Origin of the sequence: Amycolatopsis sp. NPDC001319, from assembly GCF_042896185.1 — a bacterium.
GTDB lineage: Bacteria > Actinomycetota > Actinomycetes > Mycobacteriales > Pseudonocardiaceae > Amycolatopsis.
This window is the reverse complement of record NZ_JBIAWY010000004.1, coordinates 911,482-930,319: the sequence shown is the minus strand read 5'-3', so window position 1 is coordinate 930,319 and position 18,838 is coordinate 911,482. Positions and strand designations below refer to the sequence as shown.

Annotated in this window: 14 protein-coding genes; 6 read left to right on the top strand and 8 right to left on the bottom strand. The window is 71.0% G+C overall.

Features of this window, described 5'->3' with window-relative positions:
* Positions 1 to 437: 437 nt before the first annotated feature.
* Complete coding sequence (locus tag ACFY1H_RS19215; RefSeq protein ID WP_386947897.1) at positions 438 to 1,268, top strand: alpha/beta fold hydrolase; 831 nt, start codon at positions 438 to 440, stop codon at positions 1,266 to 1,268.
* 8 nt (positions 1,269 to 1,276) lie between these two features.
* Positions 1,277 to 2,032: an SDR family oxidoreductase gene (locus tag ACFY1H_RS19210; protein ID WP_386947894.1), complete on the top strand. Its 756-nt coding sequence runs from the start codon at positions 1,277 to 1,279 to the stop codon at positions 2,030 to 2,032.
* Here the strand turns inward: ACFY1H_RS19210 and ACFY1H_RS19205 are convergent.
* Positions 2,029 to 3,633 (bottom strand): transposase, encoded by a 1,605-nt coding sequence (locus ACFY1H_RS19205; RefSeq protein WP_366587303.1) that lies wholly within the window; start codon positions 3,631 to 3,633, stop codon positions 2,029 to 2,031. The genes ACFY1H_RS19210 and ACFY1H_RS19205 overlap by 4 nt on opposite strands.
* 153 nt (positions 3,634 to 3,786) lie before the next feature.
* On the opposite strand from ACFY1H_RS19205, the gene ACFY1H_RS19200 reads away from it, so the two are divergent.
* Together ACFY1H_RS19200 and ACFY1H_RS19195 are read left to right on the top strand one after the other, a co-directional pair.
* Complete coding sequence (locus tag ACFY1H_RS19200; RefSeq protein WP_386947890.1) at positions 3,787 to 6,384, top strand: bifunctional FO biosynthesis protein CofGH; 2,598 nt, start codon at positions 3,787 to 3,789, stop codon at positions 6,382 to 6,384.
* Positions 6,385 to 6,615: 231 nt separating this feature from the next.
* Entirely contained in the window at positions 6,616 to 7,143 is a 528-nt protein-coding gene (locus tag ACFY1H_RS19195) for a DUF4232 domain-containing protein (protein ID WP_386947887.1), read from the top strand.
* A gap of 3 nt (positions 7,144 to 7,146) precedes the next feature.
* On the opposite strand, the gene ACFY1H_RS19190 is transcribed toward ACFY1H_RS19195, so the two are convergent.
* Positions 7,147 to 8,115 carry an alpha/beta hydrolase gene (locus tag ACFY1H_RS19190; RefSeq protein WP_386947884.1) on the bottom strand — a complete coding sequence of 323 codons (969 nt, stop codon included), beginning with the start codon at positions 8,113 to 8,115 and terminating at the stop codon, positions 7,147 to 7,149.
* A gap of 237 nt (positions 8,116 to 8,352) precedes the next feature.
* Here ACFY1H_RS19190 and ACFY1H_RS19185 point away from each other — a divergent pair, with 237 nt between their 5' ends.
* Both ACFY1H_RS19185 and ACFY1H_RS19180 read left to right on the top strand, forming a co-directional pair.
* A complete protein-coding gene (locus ACFY1H_RS19185; protein WP_386947881.1) occupies positions 8,353 to 10,680 on the top strand; it encodes a discoidin domain-containing protein in 2,328 nt (775 codons plus the stop codon).
* Positions 10,681 to 10,712: 32 nt separating this feature from the next.
* Positions 10,713 to 12,914, top strand: coding sequence for a discoidin domain-containing protein (locus ACFY1H_RS19180; protein WP_366587290.1), 2,202 nt, complete (start codon positions 10,713 to 10,715; stop codon positions 12,912 to 12,914).
* Between the two features lie 53 nt (positions 12,915 to 12,967).
* On the opposite strand, the gene ACFY1H_RS19175 is transcribed toward ACFY1H_RS19180, so the two are convergent.
* The 6 genes from ACFY1H_RS19175 to ACFY1H_RS19150 are packed head-to-tail and all read right to left on the bottom strand — an operon-like array spanning position 12,968 to position 18,765.
* A complete protein-coding gene (locus ACFY1H_RS19175; protein WP_386947879.1) occupies positions 12,968 to 14,305 on the bottom strand; it encodes an MFS transporter in 1,338 nt (445 codons plus the stop codon).
* The gene (locus ACFY1H_RS19170; protein ID WP_386947876.1) at positions 14,302 to 14,982 is read right to left on the bottom strand and encodes an alpha/beta fold hydrolase; all 681 of its coding nucleotides are present in this window, start codon (positions 14,980 to 14,982) and stop codon (positions 14,302 to 14,304) included. Before ACFY1H_RS19170 ends, ACFY1H_RS19175 begins: the two co-directional genes overlap by 4 nt.
* A 42-nt stretch (positions 14,983 to 15,024) precedes the next feature.
* Entirely contained in the window at positions 15,025 to 16,023 is a 999-nt protein-coding gene (locus ACFY1H_RS19165; protein ID WP_386947873.1) for a 2Fe-2S iron-sulfur cluster-binding protein, read from the bottom strand.
* The gene (locus tag ACFY1H_RS19160; RefSeq protein ID WP_386947870.1) at positions 16,020 to 16,982 is read right to left on the bottom strand and encodes a PdxA family protein; all 963 of its coding nucleotides are present in this window, start codon (positions 16,980 to 16,982) and stop codon (positions 16,020 to 16,022) included. The genes ACFY1H_RS19165 and ACFY1H_RS19160 overlap by 4 nt, the downstream gene beginning before the upstream one ends.
* Entirely contained in the window at positions 16,979 to 17,443 is a 465-nt protein-coding gene (locus tag ACFY1H_RS19155) for an aromatic-ring-hydroxylating dioxygenase subunit beta (RefSeq protein WP_366587279.1), read from the bottom strand. The genes ACFY1H_RS19160 and ACFY1H_RS19155 overlap by 4 nt, the downstream gene beginning before the upstream one ends.
* Positions 17,443 to 18,765 carry an aromatic ring-hydroxylating dioxygenase subunit alpha gene (locus ACFY1H_RS19150; RefSeq protein WP_386947868.1) on the bottom strand — a complete coding sequence of 441 codons (1,323 nt, stop codon included), beginning with the start codon at positions 18,763 to 18,765 and terminating at the stop codon, positions 17,443 to 17,445. The genes ACFY1H_RS19155 and ACFY1H_RS19150 overlap by 1 nt, the downstream gene beginning before the upstream one ends.
* Between the last annotated feature and the right edge of the window lie 73 nt (positions 18,766 to 18,838).

Genomic DNA, 18,838 nt, shown 5'->3' with positions numbered 1-18,838 from the left:
TCTAGTTTTCTCAAAGGAAACCCCGACGAGGGGGTTTCATATAAGCTCTACTGGCTTAGTTCACTAGCACACTGTTGAGTTCTCAAGCAACACACTTCAAGTCAATCCGCACCCAGTGCGCACCAACCATCGGCGTTGTTTCAAGCCTTTGTTGTTTGGGCCACCCACTCAATCGCCTGAGGCGAGAGCTTGGTTCGTGTCCCGGTGGCCGCCCGGTTTCCCTGGCGACTTGGAGAACTTTACATGGCCGGAAACGCCCCAAAACAGGGGGGTCCCTTAACGCGATCTTCCCAGGTCAAACCCCGTGTTATCCCCGGAAACGGCGCACCGGGGCGCCGGACACCCCGTCCAGCCGCGTCGTCGGCCGGCGAAAAACATTGCTCCGACTACATTGCAACGCATTGCACCGAGCCAAAGCTCTGCCTACCGTCGGCTTCATGCCCACCCTCCACACCGGCCACGGCCCCGTCCTCACCTACGACGACCACGGCACCGGCGACCCGGCGTTGCTCCTCGTCCACGGCCACCCCTTCGACCGCTCCATGTGGCGCCCCCAGACCGAGCACTTCGCGGAACGCGGCTTCCGCGTCGTCGTCCCCGACCTCCGCGGCTACGGCGCGAGCACGGGTCCTGCCGTGGCCGGCCTGAATGACTTCACCCACGACCTCATCGCGCTGGCCGACCACCTCGGCCTTGCCACCTTCGTGCTCGGCGGCCTCTCCATGGGCGGCCAGATCGCCATGCAGACCGTCGCCGACCACCCCGAGCGCGTCCGGGCACTGCTGCTCGCCGACACCTTCCCCACCGCCGAGACCCCCGAAGGCCGCCGGAACAGACGAGCGGCCGCCGACCGGATCGAGCAGGAAGGCATGCGCGACTACGCGACCGAGCTCCTCCCGAAGATGGTCTCCCCGCGAACCCGCGCGAAGAACCCCGAAGTCGCCGAGCACGTGCTCACGATGATGCGCACGGCCCCGCCCGCCGGCGCCGCCGCGGCACTCCGGGCCCGGGCGCTGCGCCCCGACTACCGGGTGACCCTCGAACAGGTCGCGGTCCCCACTCTGGTGACCGTCGGCAGCGAAGACGAGTTCACCCCGGTCTCCGACGCACAGCTCGTGCACGGGCTCGTGGCCGGTTCCACACTGGCGGTGCTGGAAGGCGCGGGCCACCTGCCTAACCTGGAGTCCGCGGCCGGGTTCAACGACGTGTTCGGCCGGTTCCTGAACGCACTCCGGCCCCGGCCGGACCACCAGGCGGAAGAACGGTGACCCACCCCATGAAGACCGTATTCGTGACCGGCGCGAGTGCCGGGTTCGGTGCCGCGATCACGCGCCGGTTCGTGGCCGAGGGCTCGCGGGTCGTCGCCGCGGCCCGCAGCGCCGACCGGCTCGCCGCGCTGACCTCGGAGCTCGGCGAGTCCGTGCTGCCCGTGGTGCTCGACGTGCGCGACCGCGACGCGATCGCCTCGGCCGTCGGCGCGTTGCCCGGCGACTGGGGCCGGATCGACGTGCTCGTGAACAACGCGGGCCTGGCCAAGGGCCTCGAGCCGGCGCAGGAGGCGAAGCTCGACGACTGGGACCAGATGATCGAGACCAACGTGACCGGTCTCGTGCACCTCACCCGCGCGGTGCTGCCCGGCATGGTCGAACGCGGCAGCGGCCACGTGATCAACATCGGCTCCATCGCCGGCACCTACCCCTACCCCGGCGGCAACGTCTACGGCGCGACCAAGGCGTTCGTGCACCAGTTCAGCCTCAACCTGCGCAGCGACCTGCGCGGCACCGGCGTGCGCGTGACCAACATCGAGCCCGGCATGGTCGGCGGCACCGAGTTCTCCAACGTCCGCTTCGGCGACGACGAGAAGGCCGCCAACGTGTACGCCGGCACCACCCCGCTCACGGCCGACGACATCGCCGAGTCCGTGTTCTGGGCCGCCGCGCAGCCGCCGCACGTGAACGTGAACGTCATCGAGATCATGCCGGTCGTGCAGAGCTTCTCGGCCCTGACCATCCAGCGGGACAGCCAGGGCTAGGGCGCGAACCGCTCCAGCCCGAACAGGTCGAACAACGCCTGCTGGGCCGGGTCGCGGTCGGTGAGGATGCGGCGGCTGCGCGGCCGCCCGCCCGTGGACGGGTAGCGCAGCACCGTCTCGCCGATGCCGCACAGCTGGTCGAGCAGCTCGCCCACCGACAGGTTCATCCCGGCGCGGTCGGCCTCGCGGCGCATGAGGTGGGTGACGGTGGCCGCGAGCACCGAGACCAGCGCGTGCACGGCGACGCGGTGCGGGGTCCACTCCCACCGCGGCGTCGGGCCGAGCGCGGCGGGACCGGTGAGCCAGCGGAACGTGGACTCGAGGTAGGTCCGCGCGCGATAGGCCGTGACGATCTCGGCCACCGGCCAGTCGCGGTCGGTCACGAGGATCTGCTTGCCGAAGTACTCGTCCACCAGCCGGGCGACGGCCGCCTCGTCGACCCGGCGCGTCAGCCGGATCTCGCCCGGCCGGGTGCCGCTGAGCGTCGCCTCCAGGACCCGGCCGATGCGACGGCCGCGGGTCACCCGCGAGATCTCCGAGTGGACCTGCGTGCGGTCACCGCGGTGGGTGCCGGCTTCCAGGGCCGCGGCCAGGCCGTCGAGCTCGCGGATCGCGGTGCTCAGCTCGTCGGTGAACGCGCGGTACTGAGCCGCGTACAGCGTGGCCGAGTGCGTGAGGATGACCCGGCGCCGCACGCCGTCGACGGTCGCGCGGGTGTCGATCGCCGTCAGGCCGGCGAAGCGTTCCGGGTCCACCCGCCGGCGGGCCGACGCCGGCTGCGTGAGCAGCTCCGGGTGGTCGGCCGGCGGGAGCGAGCCGACGAACCCGCGCCGCGCGCCGAGGTCGAGCTGGGCGGCCTGCCCAGCGTGGAAGACGAGCGTGACGTCCGTGGCCGGGTACCGCTCGCCCAGCTCCCCCGCCAGCGCGCCGAACGTCGGCGCCGCGCCGCTTTCCCTGCGGTAGACGCGCGACGCGAGCGGGATCGCGCCGTCGCGCGTGACCACGAGGCCGAGGCCGGCGAGCGCGTCCTGGCAGGCCGAGGGCACCGTGCAGTCGGCGGCGGTGAAGGCCGCAAACTGGGGAACGTCCACCGCGAGCGCCGAGGTGCCGTCGTCGCCGAGCAGGTCGAGCACGGCTTCGGCGACCGCCGTTTCGACGCCCGTGATGCGCTCCGGCGTCAGGCGCTGCAACGCCCGCCAGTGGGCCGCCGTGGTGACGGCGGCCTTCGGCGGACGCGGGCGGACGAGGTCTTGCGCCGCGCAGCCGGCCCACCAGTCCTCGAAGCTCGCGCCCGCGCCGGTCGCGCGGTGCAGCACGGCGAGCGCGACGTGGAACCCGAGCGTGGTCTTGGCTCGCTGCGGGCCCGCCACGGCGTCGACCCGCCGGACGAGATCGAGGCGCTGGATCGTGCCCCACACGGCGGCGACGTCCCCGAACGTGCGGTGCCGCGCGCCGCCCGGTTGCGCGCCGCCGGGCAGCGCGCCGGCGATGTCCTCGGCCGTGCCGAGGTACCGCTGCGTCACCACCCGCGGCGCGCCGTCGACCCGCGCGGACTCGGCCAGGTAGTAGTACGTCCGGCCGCCGATGCGCTTCCCGATCACCGATGCCACACTTTAGGTAATACACTCCTCCCGGGTGATCGACAACCTTTCCGGGCCTCTGACCTGCGCGGATGATCGTCACTTCCGAACGGGTGAGCACGTGGCGGACAACGCACTGGCCTGCTTGCGCGAGCTGGTCCTAGCGTGACGGGAATGGCACCCGAACCCGAGTTGACCGCCCCCACCCCGTCGGCGATGCGCCGCGCGCTCGCGCGGGCCAGGGACGGGAAGACGCTCGACCTCGCCGAGGCCACCGTGCTGCTGCACGCGCGCGGTGACGACCTCAAGACGCTGTCCGAGCACGCCTCCCGCATCCGCGACGCCGGCCTCGAAGCCGCCGGGCGCGCGGGCGTCATCACCTACAGCCGCAAGGTGTTCATCCCGTTGACGCGGCTGTGCCGCGACCGCTGCGGCTACTGCACCTTCGTGACCGTGCCCGGGCGGCTCGAATCGCCGTTCCTCTCGCCGGACGAGGTCCTCGAGATCGCCCGCAAGGGCGCCGAGATGGGCTGCAAGGAAGCCCTGTTCACGCTCGGCGACCGGCCCGAGGACCGCTGGAAGGCCGCGCGCGACTGGCTCGACGCCCACGGCTACGACGACACGCTCTCCTACGTCCGCGCGATGGCCATCCGCGTGCTGGAGGAGACCGGCCTGCTGCCGCACCTGAACCCCGGCGTGCTGAGCTGGCAGGACTTCCAGCGGCTCAAGCCGGTGGCGCCGTCGATGGGCATGATGCTCGAGACGACGGCGACGCGGCTGTGGAGCGAGAAGGGCGGCCCGCACTACGGCTCGCCGGACAAGGATCCCGCCGTCCGCCTGCGCGTGCTGGAGGACGCCGGGCGCAGCTCCGTGCCGTTCACGACCGGCGTGCTGATCGGCATCGGCGAGACGCACGAGGAGCGCGCGGACGCGATGTTCGCGATCCGCAAGACCGCGCGCGAGTACGGCGGCATCCAGGAAGTCATCATCCAGAACTTCCGCGCGAAGCCGGACACGAAGATGCGCGCGACGCCGGACGCCGACCTCGAGGAACTCGCGGCGAACATCGCCGTGGCGCGGCTCGTGCTCGGGCCGAAGATGCGCATCCAGGCGCCGCCGAACCTCATCGGCAACCAGTACGACCTGATGATCCGCGCCGGCATCGACGACTGGGGCGGCGTGTCGCCCCTGACGCCGGACCACGTGAACCCCGAGCGCGCGTGGCCGCAGATCGACCAGCTGGCCCGGCAGACGGAGAAGGCCGGCTACACGCTGCGCGAGCGGCTGACCATCTACCCCGAATACGTGACCATGGGCGAGCCGTGGCTCGACCCGCGCGTGACCCGGCACGTGGCCGCGCTCGTCGACCCCGCGACGGGGCTGGCGCGCGAGGACGCGATGCCCGTGGGGATCCCGTGGCAGGAGCCGGACGGCGGCTGGCAGCAGTCGGGCCGCACCGATCTGCACACCGAGATCGACACCACCGGCCGCACCGAGGACCGCCGCGGCGACTTCGACTCCGTCTACGGCGACTGGAAGGAAATCGGCCGCAAGATCAAGACGGGGCCGCAGAAGTTCGACACGGACATCCTGGAAGCCCTGCGCAGCGCGGAAAAGGACCCCGCCGGCCTGTCGGACGACGCCGCGCTGGCCCTGCTGCACGCCGACGGGCCCGAGCTCGACGCGCTGGCGCGCATCGCCGACGACCTGCGGCGCGAGACGGTGGGCGACGACATCACGTTCGTCGTCACACGCAACATCAACTTCACCAACGTCTGCTACACGGGTTGCCGCTTCTGCGCCTTCGCCCAGCGTCGCACCGACGCCGACGCGTACACGCTCTCGCTGGAGCAGGTCGGCGACCGCGTCGACGAGGCGTGGGCCGCGGGCGCGACCGAGATCTGCATGCAGGGCGGTATCCATCCCGACCTGCCGGGCACCGCGTACTTCGACCTCGCCGCCGAGGTCAAGCGCCGCCAGCCCGACATCCACCTCCACTCCTACAGCCCGATGGAGGTCGTGAACGGCGCGTCGCGCACGAACCTGTCGTTGCGCGACTGGCTGATCCGCGCCAAGGAGTCCGGTGTGGACTCCCTGCCGGGCACCGCCGCCGAAATCCTCGACGACGACGTGCGGTGGGTGCTCACCAAGGGCAAGCTGCCGACGTCGGCCTGGATCGAGGTCGTGACCACCGCGCACTCGGTGGGCCTCCCGACGACGTCGACGATGATGTACGGCCACGTCGACAACCCCAGCCACTGGGTCGCGCACCTGAAGCTGCTGGCGCGCCTGCAGCGCGAGGGCATGGAGCGCAACGGCCGCCGCGGGTTCACGGAGTTCGTGCTGCTGCCCTTCATCCACCAGAGCGCACCGATCTACCTCGCCGGCCTGGCCCGCCCGGGCACCTCCCTGCGCGAGAACCGCGCCGTCCACGCCCTGGCGCGGCTGTTGCTGCACGGGACCATCGACAACATCCAGAGCTCCTGGGTGAAGCTCGGCGAGGAAGGCAGCCGGGCCGTCCTGCAGGGCGGCGTCAACGACATCGGCGGGACGCTGATGGAGGAGACCATCTCCCGGATGGCGGGGGCGTCGAACGGCTCGTACAAGACGATCAGTGACATGCGTGCGATGGTTGAGCCGCTGGGTCGGCCGTTGCGGCAGCGGACTACCGGGTACGGGGTTCCTTCGGCGGAGCGGGTCGCGGCGGCGGAGGCGTCGGATGGCGTTGCTACGGCGGTTCGGAAGCCGTTGTTGCCGCTGTTGACTTCCTGACTTGGGTTGAGGTGCTGCGCCCCGGGCCGAGTTCGGTCCGGGGCGCATTCATGCGCACTGTCTCCAGTCGATCGGGTGTGGACAACTGGCCTCGAGGGGCCTGCGCGCCGGGAATTGTCGGTGGTCGCCGATAGACTGAACGTGGGACGCCCCCTCGGGAGGGCGGGGTCTGTCCGGCGATTCCCGGGGCCGGGCACAGTCCCGGGTGGGCGAGAGCTAGGTTTCCTCGCCATGGGGATCTCCAAGGCTTTGCCGGTCGTTGTCGTGGCCCTCGTGGCCGTCGGGTGCGGTTCAGGGGAGCCGCCGGCGCCGGTCACCCAGGCGCCGGTGAGCTCGTCGCGAGTCGCGTCGCCGCCTGCGTTGGCGGTGTCCGCGGGGATCGTCGAGGCCGGGCTCGGGCATCGGGCGTCGGTGTTGACGCTGACCAACAACGACGCCCAAGCGCGCACGCTGAACGGCTACCCCACCGTGCGCGTCCTCGACGGCAGCGGCAAGCCGCTGGACGTTCAGGTGCACCACGGCGTCTCGTACTTCTCGCCGGATCCCGGGCCGAAGGCGTTCACGCTGGGCCCGCACGAAAAGCTGATGAGCGTGGTGTCGTGGTCGGCCACGGTGACCTCGGGGGACACGACGACCGGCGCCGCGGTGGGCGTGGTCGCGGCGCCCGGGGAGGCCGAGCAGACCGTCCCGCTGAAGACCGACCTGGGGACGACCGGGGAGATCACCGTGACCGCCTGGATGAAAGACCTCCCGAAGTAAGGCTCAGCCGAGGATCCGCCGCAGCCACGGAGCGCGCGCTGCCCGGGCCTGCACCGAAAGCGCCGCGTCCGGGGCCGAGCCGTCGAAGCCGTGGTAGGCGCCGGGCCAGACGTGGAGTTCGGTTTGGACGCCGGCTTGCAGCAGGCGGGTCGCGTAGGTGAGGACTTCGTCGCGGAAGGTTTCGGCGGTGCCGACGTCCAGGAAGGCCGGGGGAAGGCCCGAGAGGTCCGCCGCGCGGGCCGGGGCGGCGTAGGGCGAGACGTCGGGGCCGCCGCGGGCGGAACCGAGCAGGGCGGTCCAGCCGATGTCGTTGGCGGTGCGATCCCAAACGCCGAGGCCGGCCATCTGGAACGACGACGGGGTGTCGTTGCGGTCGTCGAGCATCGGGTACAGCAGCAGCTGGCCGAGCAGCGCCGGGCCGCCGCGGTCGCGGGACAGCAGGGCCACGGCGGCCGCCAAGCCGCCGCCCGCGCTGGCGCCGCCGACGATCACGCGTGACGGGTCGACGCCCAGGGAAGCGGCGTGCTCGACTGTCCACTTCAGACCCGTGTAGCAGTCCTCGACCGGTGCGGGATGCGGGTGCTCCGGGGCGACGCGGTAGTCGACCGAGGCGAACGCGAGGCCGAGCGAAACCGCGTACTCCTTGAGCACCAGCAGGTCACGGCCGCGGTGGCCGCCGAGGATCATGCCGCCGCCGTGCATCCAGTAGAGCACCGGAGCGGGACCGGTGAGGCCCGTCGGGCGGCCGACGACGAGCGGCACCCCGGAAGCGTCCACTTCGGACAGCTCGACCGTGCCGTCGGCCGCGACCTCCTCCAGCGAGAGCTCACGCGTGGCACGCTCCTCGCGCAGGGCCGGGATCGCGGCGGCCGAGTCGAGCGCCGGCCGATCGGCCCGCATCTGCTCCAGCACCACCTCGAGCTCGGGGTCGAACGGCAGCGGCGGCCCCACCTGCGGACGGGTCGCGGTCATCTCGGTACCTCCCAGGACGTCGTGGCTCTCGCCTGATCATCCTGGCCCGGCCGGGCCCCGCGCCACCTCCGCCAGGTGGCGGGAAATCCGGGCGCCGAGCCAGCCATGACGGCAGATGTCGAAAATTTGCGTAAGTCCGTCCGACTATTGCGATTTCCTGTCGGGAATTCGTATGATCCAGCTCACACACTGTCCCCACCAGTGCACCCGACCCCGACGAAAGGCGAGTGCTGCCCCGTGTCTCCCCTAGGTGTCTTCAGCGCGCCCGAAAAACCCACCTCGAGAAGGATCGCCGCGTTCGGCAGCGCCGTGCTCGCGGCCGCCGGCCTCACCGCCCTGACCGTGATCGCGGCTCCGGCAAACCCGGCGACAGCCACCCCGAACGCCGCCGTCGCCGGCCGCGGCGCGACCGTCCCGTTCATCGAGCAGGAAGCCGAGAACGCCGCCACCAACGGCACCGTGATCGGCCCCGACCGCAGCGCCGGCACGCTGGCCGGTGAGGCGTCCGGCCGCAAGGCGGTGACCTTGTCCGGCCAGGGCAAGTACGTCGAGTTCACCCTCACCGCCCCGTCGAACTCGCTCGACTTCCGCTACAGCCTCCCCGACAACGCCCAGGGCACCGGGATCAACGGCACGATCTCGGTCTACGTCAACGGCACCCACAACCGCGACCTCACCCTGACCTCCCGGTACGGCTGGTACTACGGCGGCTACCCCTTCAGCAACGACCCCGGTCAGGGCAAGGCGCACCACTTCTACGACGAGGTGCGCACCCTGTTCGGCACCAGCTACCCCGCCGGCACCAAGATCAAACTGCAGATCGACTCCGGCGACGTGACTCCCGCGACCGTCGACCTCGCCGACTTCGAGCAGGTCGCCGCACCCGCCGGCCAACCGGCCAACACCGTGAGCGTCACCGACTTCGGCGCCACCGCCGGCGACAGCAGCGACGACGCGGGCGCGTTCGACGCCGCCGTGGCCGCCGCGAAGAGCCAGGGCAAGCAGGTCTGGATCCCGGCCGGCTCGTTCACGCTCAACCACCACATCACCGTCGACCAGGTGACGATCCGCGGCGCCGGGCCGTGGTACTCCGAGCTGCACGGCGCCCGCGCGGGCATCTTCGGCAAGGGCGAGCCGGCCAGCTGCTCCACCCCGACGTACCCCGGCAACGCGGCGGTGCCCGGCAGCAGCACGAACGTGGGACTCTACGACTTCGCGATCATCGGCGACGTCCAGGCCCGCGTCGACTGCGACCAGGCCAACGCCATCGGCGGTGCGCTCGGCGGTGGTTCGGTCGTCCAGAACCTGTGGCTGCAGCACACGAAGGTCGGGCTCTGGCTCGACGGGCCCTTCGACGGGCTCACCGTGCGCGGCAACCGCATCCTCGACCAGACGGCCGACGGGCTCAACCTGCACCAGGGCATCAGCAACACGCTGGTGACGAACAACTTCCTGCGCAACACCGGCGACGACGGCCTGGCCATGTGGGCCGAGCACGACGCCGACCACCACAACACGTTCTCGTTCAACACGGTGCTGCTGCCGATCCTCGCGAACAACATCGCGATCTACGGCGGCCACGACAACACCGTGTCCGACAACGTGGTGGCCGACAACCAGGACCAGGGCGGCGGCATCCACGTGGCCAACCGGTTCAGCGCCGTGCCGCTGTCGGGCACCACGACCGTCACGCGCAACACCGCGATCCGCACCGGCGTGCTCGACTCCAACTGGCAGTTCGGCGTCGGCGCGCTGTGGTTCGACGGGCGCGACTCTGCCATCACCGGCCGCATCGACGTGGTGGACAACGACCTGCTCGACAACAACTACGAGGGCGTGCAGTTCATCGACGGCGCCACCACCGACGTGCACTTCGACGGCCTGCGGATCACCGGCGCGGGCACGTTCGCGTGGCAGCTGCAGTCCAAACCGAGCGGTACGGTCAAGAACGTCGTCGCGACGAACATCGGCCGCGCGGGCGTCTACAACTGCATGGGCCCGGACGCGCTCACGGGCCTGGCCGACCAGGGCGGCAACTCGGGCTGGACCACCACGTTCTGCGGTTCGTGGCCGGCGCCGGTCTACAACGGCAACAACGGCGGCACGACTCCGCCGACCACGCCGACCACGCCCACCCAGCCCCCGACCGGAAACCTGGCCCTGCACAAGACCACCACGGCCAGCGGCTCCCAGGGCGGCTTCCCGCCGGGCAACGCCGTGGACGGCAACGCGAGCAGCTACTGGGAAAGCAGCAACAACGCGTTCCCGCAGACGCTGACCGTCGACCTCGGCAGCGCCCTGAACGTCGGCCGGCTCGTGCTCAAGCTGCCGCCCTCGAACGACTGGGGCGCGCGCACGCAGACGCTCACCGTGCAGGGCAGCACCAACGGATCCTCGTTCACCACGCTCAAATCCGAGGCCGGCTACCGCTTCGACCCGGCCGGCGGCAACACCGCCACCGTCTCCTTCAGCTCCACCAGCACCCGCTACCTGCGCCTGACCTTCGCCGGCAACACCGGCTGGCCGGCCGGGCAGCTGTCCGAGCTCGAGGCCTACGCGTCCTGACCCGCTCCGGAAAATCCCCAGAAAGGACAAAGATGTCCCCCACCTCAGCACGACCCAGGGCGGCCTTGCTGGCCGCGGCGCTGGTGTCCTCCGGGCTGACCGTGTTCGCGGTCGGCTCGGGCACCCCCGCCGCGGCGGCGACCTGCCCGGCCACGGCGTCCGGCGGTGCGAGCGTTCCGTTCCGGACGGTCGAGGCCGAATGCAGCGCCACCAACGGTTCCGCCGTCGGCCCCGATTACACGCAGGCCACGGTGGCCTCCGAAGCGTCCGGCCGCCAGGCCGTGCGGCTCGGGCAGGGCCAGTACGTGGAGTTCACGCTGCCGGCCGCGGCCAACTCGGTCAACGTCCACTACAACCTGCCCGACGGCAGCTCCGGCCGGATGTCGGTGTACGTCAACGGGACCAAGCTCGGCAGCGGGCTTTCCGTGACGTCGCAGTACACCTACACCGACACCCCCGGCATCCCGGGCGCGAAGACCCACCACTTCTTCGACGACGCACGCCTGCTGTTCGGCCAGAACGCCGCCGCCGGCGCGAAGGTCAAGGTGCAGCTGGACTCCGGTGACGTCGGTCAGGCCACGATCGACCTCGCCGACTTCGAACAGGTCGGCGGCGCCGGCGCGCAACCGGCCGGCTCGCTGTCGGTCACCGACTACGGCGCCACCGCCAACGACTCCGGCGACGACACGCAAGCTTTCCGCAACGCGTTGCAAGCCGCCCGGCAGCAGGGCAAGGAAGTCTGGGTGCCGAGCGGCCGCTTCGAGATCGGCTCGGCCCTGCAGATCGACCAGACCACCGTGCGTGGCGCCGGGCAGTGGTACACGGTGCTGCACGGCAACAACATCTTCAACAACGGCAGCGCGTCCGGGAACATCAAGCTCTACGACTTCGCCGTGTTCGGCTCGGTCTCCGAGCGCAACGACTCCAGCCCGGACAACGCCTTCCACGGCGTGCTCGGCAACGGCTCGGTCGTCTCAGGGCTGTGGATCCAGGACACCAAGTGCGGCCTGTGGCTGATGAACGGCGCGTCCTCGAACCTCGCGATCGAGAACAACCGCATCCTCGACACGCAGGCTGACGGCGTGAACTTCGACGGCGCCGTCACGAATTCGGCGATCCGCAACAACTACCTGCGCAACAACGGTGACGACGCGCTCGCGCTGTGGTCCAACGGCCAGGCCGACTCCGGCATCACCATCGCGAACAACACCGTGGTGCAGCCGAACCTGGCCAACGGCATCGCCCTCTACGGTGGCTCGAACAACACCGTCAGCGGCAACCTCATCCAGGACACCAACGCGCTCGGCGGCGGCTACCTCGTGGCCAACCGGTTCAACTCGGTGCCGCTCTCGGGCACGGTCACGCTGACGAACAACACCGCGCTGCGGGCCGGGGCGCTCGACCCCAACTGGCAGTTCGGCGTCGGCGCGCTGTGGTTCGACGCTCGTGACCAGGCCATTTCCGGCGTGAACATCCGCGTCAACGGCTTCACGGCCATCGACAGCCCGTACGAGGCGATCCAGTTCATCGACGGCAACGGCGCGGGCAAGCAGGTCAGCGGCATCACCATCGACGGCGTCACCGTGCGCGGCACGGGCACGTTCGTCGCGCAGTCGCAGACGCAGGGCACGGTGTCGATCAGCAACCTCACGGCGTCGGGTGTCGGCGTCGTCGGCACGTACAACTGCCCCTACCCGAGCTCGATCCCGAAGATGACCTTCAACGGCTCGGGCAACAGCGGCTGGACCGGCACCTGGAGCGACTGCTCCAGCTGGCCCGCGCCGAACTCCGGCCCGCCGCAGCCGCCCCAGTCGGGCGCGAACATCGCGCGGGGCAAGGCCATCACGGCCAGCGGTTCGCAGGGTGGCTTCCCGGCGGGCAACGCCGTGGACGGCAACGCGAGCACGTACTGGGAGAGCACGAACAACGCGTTCCCGCAGACGCTGACCGTCGACCTCGGTGACGCGGCGGCGATCAACAAGGTGACGCTCAAGCTGCCGCCGTCCAACGACTGGGGCGCCCGCACCCAGACGCTCACCGTGCAGGGCAGCACCGACGGCGGTTCGTGGACGACGCTGGTCGCCTCGCGCGGCTGGAACTTCAGCCCGTCGTCGGGCAACACCGCTTCGGCGAGCTTCGGCACGACGACCCAGCGCTTCGTGCGCGTGACCATCACCGGCAACACCGGCTGGCCGGCCGGGCAGGTCTCGGAACTGGAGGTGGCCGCGGCGTAGTAGGGCAAGCGGGAGGGGCTCCCCGGCCACGGTCTCGACCGGGGAGCCCTCCTTCACACCGCAGGCACCGCTTCCCGCTCGGCGACCTCGGCCGTCCGCCGAGCCCGCCGTCCCAGGTAGAGGATCAGCACCGCGCACACCAACATCGGTCCGGACAACGCCAGGAAGATCGCCGCCGGGGACCAGGCAGCGGCCACCGCCGCGCCGACGACCAGCGGGCCGAGGATCCCGCCGAGCCGGCCGATGCCCAGCGCCCAGCCGACGCCCGTCGAGCGGATGTTGACCGGGTACACCACGGCGGCCAGCGCGATCAGCGCCTTCTGGCCACCGCTGACCCCGCAGCCGACGAGGAACATTGCCGCCAGCAGGAGCCACACCGGCGCGTGGAACGCCGGCCCGGTCACCGCGAGGAACACCGCGCCCAGCGAACCGAACGCGCCCAGACGGTCCATCGCCGGACCCACCACGAGCGCGACGACGATGCCGCCGACCGTGGTGAGGCTCGTGGCCGTGACCACCGTGCCGTTGGCGAAGCCGAGGTCCGTGAGCATCGTCGGCAGCCAGCTCTGCAACGCGTAGAAATCGCCGAGGTTGACGGCGAACACGACCCACAGCAGCACCGTGCTCAGCACCCCGCCGTTGGCCAGCAGCGCCTTCAGCTTCACGCGGCCACCGGATTCGGCCGCGTCGACGGTCACCGGCTGCGTCTCCGCCGGCAGCGCCGGGTCGATGCGGCGGCACAGGCGGTAGGCGCGTTCGGAGTTCGCGCCGCGGCCCACCAGGAACACGAGCGACTCCGGCAGGAACTTCAGCATCAGCGGGATGATCACCAGCGGCGCCAGCGCACCCACGAGGAACACCGAGCGCCAGCCGGCCGTCGGCACGAGCCAGCCCGACACGACCCCGGCCACGACGAACCCGAGCGAGAACCCGCAGTAGATCGCCAGCACGAAGCTCGCCCGCAGGCGTTTCGGCGTGTACTCGGCGGTGAGCGCGACCGCGCTGGGCGCCGCCGCACCGAGGCCGATGCCCGTGATCAGCCGCAGCACGACGAGCTCGGCCACGCCGCCGACCCACACGGACACGAGGCTCGCCAGCGCGAACAACGCCGTGCCCGCGATCACGAGCCGCCGGTGGCCGAACCGGTCGGAAAGCGGCGAAAGCACGAGGTAGCCGATCATCAGGCCGACCAGCGCCGAGGAGAAGATCGGGCCGAGCACCGCGACCTTCAGCCCCCAGTCCTTCGCGATGTGCGGGGCGAGGTAGTTGATGGCTTGCGTGTCGAAGCCGTCGAAGAACATCACGAGCCCGCACAGCACCACCGTGCCGTACTGGAACGGGCTCACGCGCTTGCCGTCGACGAACCCGGTCAGCCGGACCCCGGCCGTCACCGGGTGCCGGCCAGCAGGTCGGCCACCTCACGCGGGTGCGTCAGCGGCGCCAGGTGCGGGGCGTCGAGGCGCACGACGTGGTCGGCACCCGCGGCCATCTTCTCCTGGTCCACGGGGAAGATGGCCTCGTCGCGCTCGCAGACGACATAGGTGACCGGGTGCGTGCGCTCGGGTCCGGTGGCGGGCTCGGTGAACGTGAGGGCCGCGTGCGCGTGGCGCTGTTCGTGCACGCCGGCGAACACGGCTTCGTCGAGGTCCGGGGCGAGGACCTTGCGGGCCAGCGCGTGGTCGCCGGTGACGTGCAGCGTGCCGTCTTCGCGGGGGACGATCCACTCCTCCGGGTGCGGCGAGCGGATGTCGAGCAGGTTTTCGCCGCGGCGCGGCCGGAACGCCGCGAGGAACACGGTGTGGCGCACGCGCGGGTGGTCGGCCAGCTCGCCGACGACGATGCCGCCGTAGGAATGCCCGACCAATACGACGTCACGATCGAGGCCGTCGATGAGGTCCCGCACGTGGGCGACGTCCGCGACCACGTCGCCGAACGTGGCCGGGTCCAGTCCCCCGCTGGGCAGCTGCTCCACGACGTGCGCCTGGTGGCCCTGCTCGCGCAGCGCGTCGGCCACTTCCCGCCAGCTCCAGCCGGCGTACCAAGCGCCGTGGACGAGCACGAAGTCCATGGGATTCTCCTTTGAATCGTGGTGGGATCGAACAAAAAGCGGTCAGGCGGGAATGCGGGGCTCGGCGGCGGCCACGAACGAGTCGGCCAGGAAGCTCTCGGCCGGCAGGCCGCCGCGGCCGGTGAGCAGGTCGTGGGCGTCGGTGGTCATCGCTTCGCTGCCGCAGGCGTATGTGCGATGCCCGGCCAGCTCCGGGTGGTCGGCCAGCGCGGCGTGCTGGACGTGGCCGGTGGCACCCGACCAGGTCTTGCCGGGGCGGGAAAGCACTGGCGTGTAGGCGAACCAGCTGTGCCGGGCCGCCCAGCGCCGCGGGAGCTCGGCCAGGTAGAGGTCCTCCTCCGTGCGCGCGCCCCAGTACAGGTGGACGGGGCGGGTGCTGCGGCGGGCGATGAGGTCGAGCACGATCGACTGGATCGGCGCGAACCCGGTGCCCGTGGCGAGCAGGAGAATCGGCCCGTCGCCGTCGTCGAGGACGAATTCGCCGAACGGTGTCTCGACCTCGAGCGTGTCGCCGGGCTGCAGCGCCCCCACCGCGTGCTCGGAGAACCGTCCGCCCGGTTCGGTGCGGACGTGCAGCTGCACCGCGTCGTTGTGGTGCGGCGGGTTGGCCAGCGAATACGGGCGCGGTTCGTCGTCCGGCAGCTGCACCTCCAGGAACTGCCCGGCCCGGAACGGCGCGCGCCGCCCGATCGGGAACCGCAGGTCGAGCAGGGTGACGCGGGGCGCGGGCCGGCGGATGCGGTGCACCACCGTGGTGAGCTTCTTGCGCCGCGGCGGCTCGCTGCGTTCGATGCGGCGCGGCCGGACCACGACCGGGCCCTGGGGTTCGGCGCGGCAGAGCAGCACCCCGTCGGCCGGTCCTGTCAGCTCACCGCGGCCGCGCACGACCACCGAACCCGCGACGAGCGAACCGGTGCACGACGTGCAGACGCCCTTGCGGCACGAGTACGGGATGGCCCAGCCCGCGTTCTCGGCGGCTTCGAGGACGGTTTGCCCGTCGTCGCACGGGATCTCGACGTCCGTGTCCGCCACGGTGATCATGCGGTGGTCTCCTTCGTTCGTCCGAACAGGCCGAGCGCGCGAACCACGGCCGTGGGGTCGGCGACGCCCCGGCCGGCGATGTCGAACGCCGTGCCGTGGCCGACGCTGCAGAACGGCACGCCGGCGCCCACGGTCAACGCGGTCGAGGTGCGGCCGGCCAGCAGCTTGACCGGGATGTGGCCCTGGTCGTGGTACAGCGCGACGAACCCGTCGTGGCCCGGGGTGGTGAGCGCGACGTCGGCGCCGGTGGGGCCGACCGCGTCGATGCCTTGCGCGACAAGCGAAGCCACGGCCGGTGCGGTGATGCGCTCGTCGTCGCTGCCGAACAGGCCGCCCTCGCCCGCGTGCGGGTTGATGCCGAAGACGCCGATGCGCGGGGCAGCGACGCCGAAACTCCGCAGTGCCTCCCCCAACGCTTTCCCGGCCGCGGTGACCAGCTCCGGGGTGAGCCGGGCGAGGGCGTCGGCGAGGCGTTCGTGCAGGGTCGCGTGCACGATGTTCAGGCCACCGCCCGAGAGCAGCAGGAACACGCGGTCCTCGGGCACGCCGGTGAGCTGCGCGATCAGCGGCGGGTAGCCGCGGAACGGGATGCCCGCGGCGTGCACGGCCGTCTCCGAGTGGGGGCAGGCGACCACGCCGCGGTACCCGCCGCCGAGGGCGAGCGTGACGGCTTCGGTGACGTAGCGGACGGCCGCCGCGCCCGCCTCCGCGCTGAGCACACCCGGCCGGAACTCGTCCGGCGGCAGGTGCCCGACGTCCACGAGGTCGAGCACGCCGTCCTCGGGCGGGAGGCCGGGTGTGTGCTCCCGCAGCCGGAACCCCTTGTGAGCGGCCAGATCCGCGAGCACGTGGTGGTCTCCGACGAGCACCGGCGGGTCCTCGGCCCGGGCGGCGGCCGCGACGGCGATCTCCGGTCCGATGCCGTTGGGGTCACCGATGACCAGCAGTACGCGGCTCACAGCGGCAGCGCCAGCAGGGTGTCGATCTCCTTGCTGTCGCACACGACCACGCGCTCGCGCAGCAGAGCCTGGTCGCCCTCGACGCGGTAGCGGTCGACATAACGACCGCTGGCGAACAGGTCGGTCGGCCCGCCGCCGGTCACGCGCAGCACGAAGAACGGCGTCTCGCTCTCGACGTCGCCACCCGACTCGGTGAGGATCGCGGGCTGGCCGAGCATGTGGCGGTACACGTGCGGCTCGTAGATGTTGGCTTCCTTGAGCGCCGACACGCGGTCCTTCAGCATGCCGCGGGTGTCGGCCCAGATCAGGCCGGCGGGCAGGCCGCGGGCGTAGTTGTCGGCCGTGGTCACGCGGTAGTGGCAGTCTTCGGTGAAGAACGTGGGCCAGTCTTCGAGCGGCCCGTCGTCGATGCAGCGGGCGTAGTGCGCCTGGGCACGGGCGATGGCGACCTGGTTGTCCATCAGGCACGCACCACCCGGGTGCGCTCGTGCTGGCCGATCTCGGGCAGGGGCGCGTCGTCGTCGGGCACGAAACCCATCGACTCGCGGTAGGCCAGCCAGAACCCGCGGACCGACGCCTCCGTGACGCGGCTTTCGCTCGACTCCGCCGTGTCGCCGCCCATCTGCAGCGTCGCGTACTCGTCGGACGCGCCGGCGATCCCACGCTGCACGAAGCCGCCGATGCCACCGTCCTCCATGGACACGTAGCCGGCGGGACCGACCAGGTTGGACTGTTTCATCCGGACCAGACGCTGCTCCTCGGTGTCGGACTCGAAGCCGAGGTAGGTCCAGTTGAGCAGCGTGTCGTCGGTGCCGCGCGGGAGAATCTGGCGCACGGCCACGGAGTTCTGGATCTGCTGCAGCACGAAGCCGGGGTAGACCGAGAGGATCTGCAGCGTCACGTCGTCGCCGACCTCACTGAAGCCCTCCAGCAGCGAGGGATCGGCGAGGCTGTATTCGCTGTCGGACCGGATGTTCTGGTCGCGGTACTCGGTGGACTCCGTGACGCTGCGGTCGATGGCCGAGTAGCTCACGTGGTGGCCGCCGGACTCGTCGACGATGATCGCGCCCCGCTGCGAAAGCCGGTTGATGCCGAACGTCGTGAAGAACAAGTGCAGGATGCTGGCGTGGTAGGAGTCGCGGACGTTCTCCGCGTACAGCTTCCAGTTGTTCGGCAGGCGCTGCGCGAACCGGCCCAGCACCACGGGCTTGCGGCCGCCGAGCACGCGGTCGATGCGGTCGAGGATCTCCTGGCCGAGGTACTCCTCGATGTCGGGCAGGTCGTTGGACAGCGTGCCGAACACCAGCCCGTGGACCACGGCGATGCGCAGCTTGCGCGGTCCGTGGTCCGACAGGCAGAAGTTCGGCGGCATCCCGCCCTTGCCGCCCACGCCCTCGGCGAACGCGACGGCCGTGAGGTCGCCCTGCAGGTTGTAGGTCCAGGCGTGGTAGACGCAGGTGAAGTCGCGGGCCTTGCCGTGGTCGGCCATCGCGATCAGCGCGCCGCGGTGGGCGCAGCGGTTTTCGAACGCGTACACCTCGCCGTCGACGTCGCGCGTCACCAGCACCGGCTGTTCGCCGATGAAGGTCGCGCAGAAGTCGCCGGGCTCGGCCAGCTCGGCCTCGAGGCACAGGTAGCTCCAGTGCGGGCCGTGGAAGATCCGGTCCTGCTCGGCGCGGTACACCGCCTCGTCCTGGAAGACCCAGTACGGCACCCGGGTCAGCGACCGCGGCCAGCTGCGGTCGGGTGCGCGGCGCGCAGTGGTCCCCGTGAGGCGATCCATCGTCGGTTCCTCCTCGCCCGGGGCGCCGCTCGACAGCTCGCGGCACCCCTGATAGTGTTCGAATAACGAACTC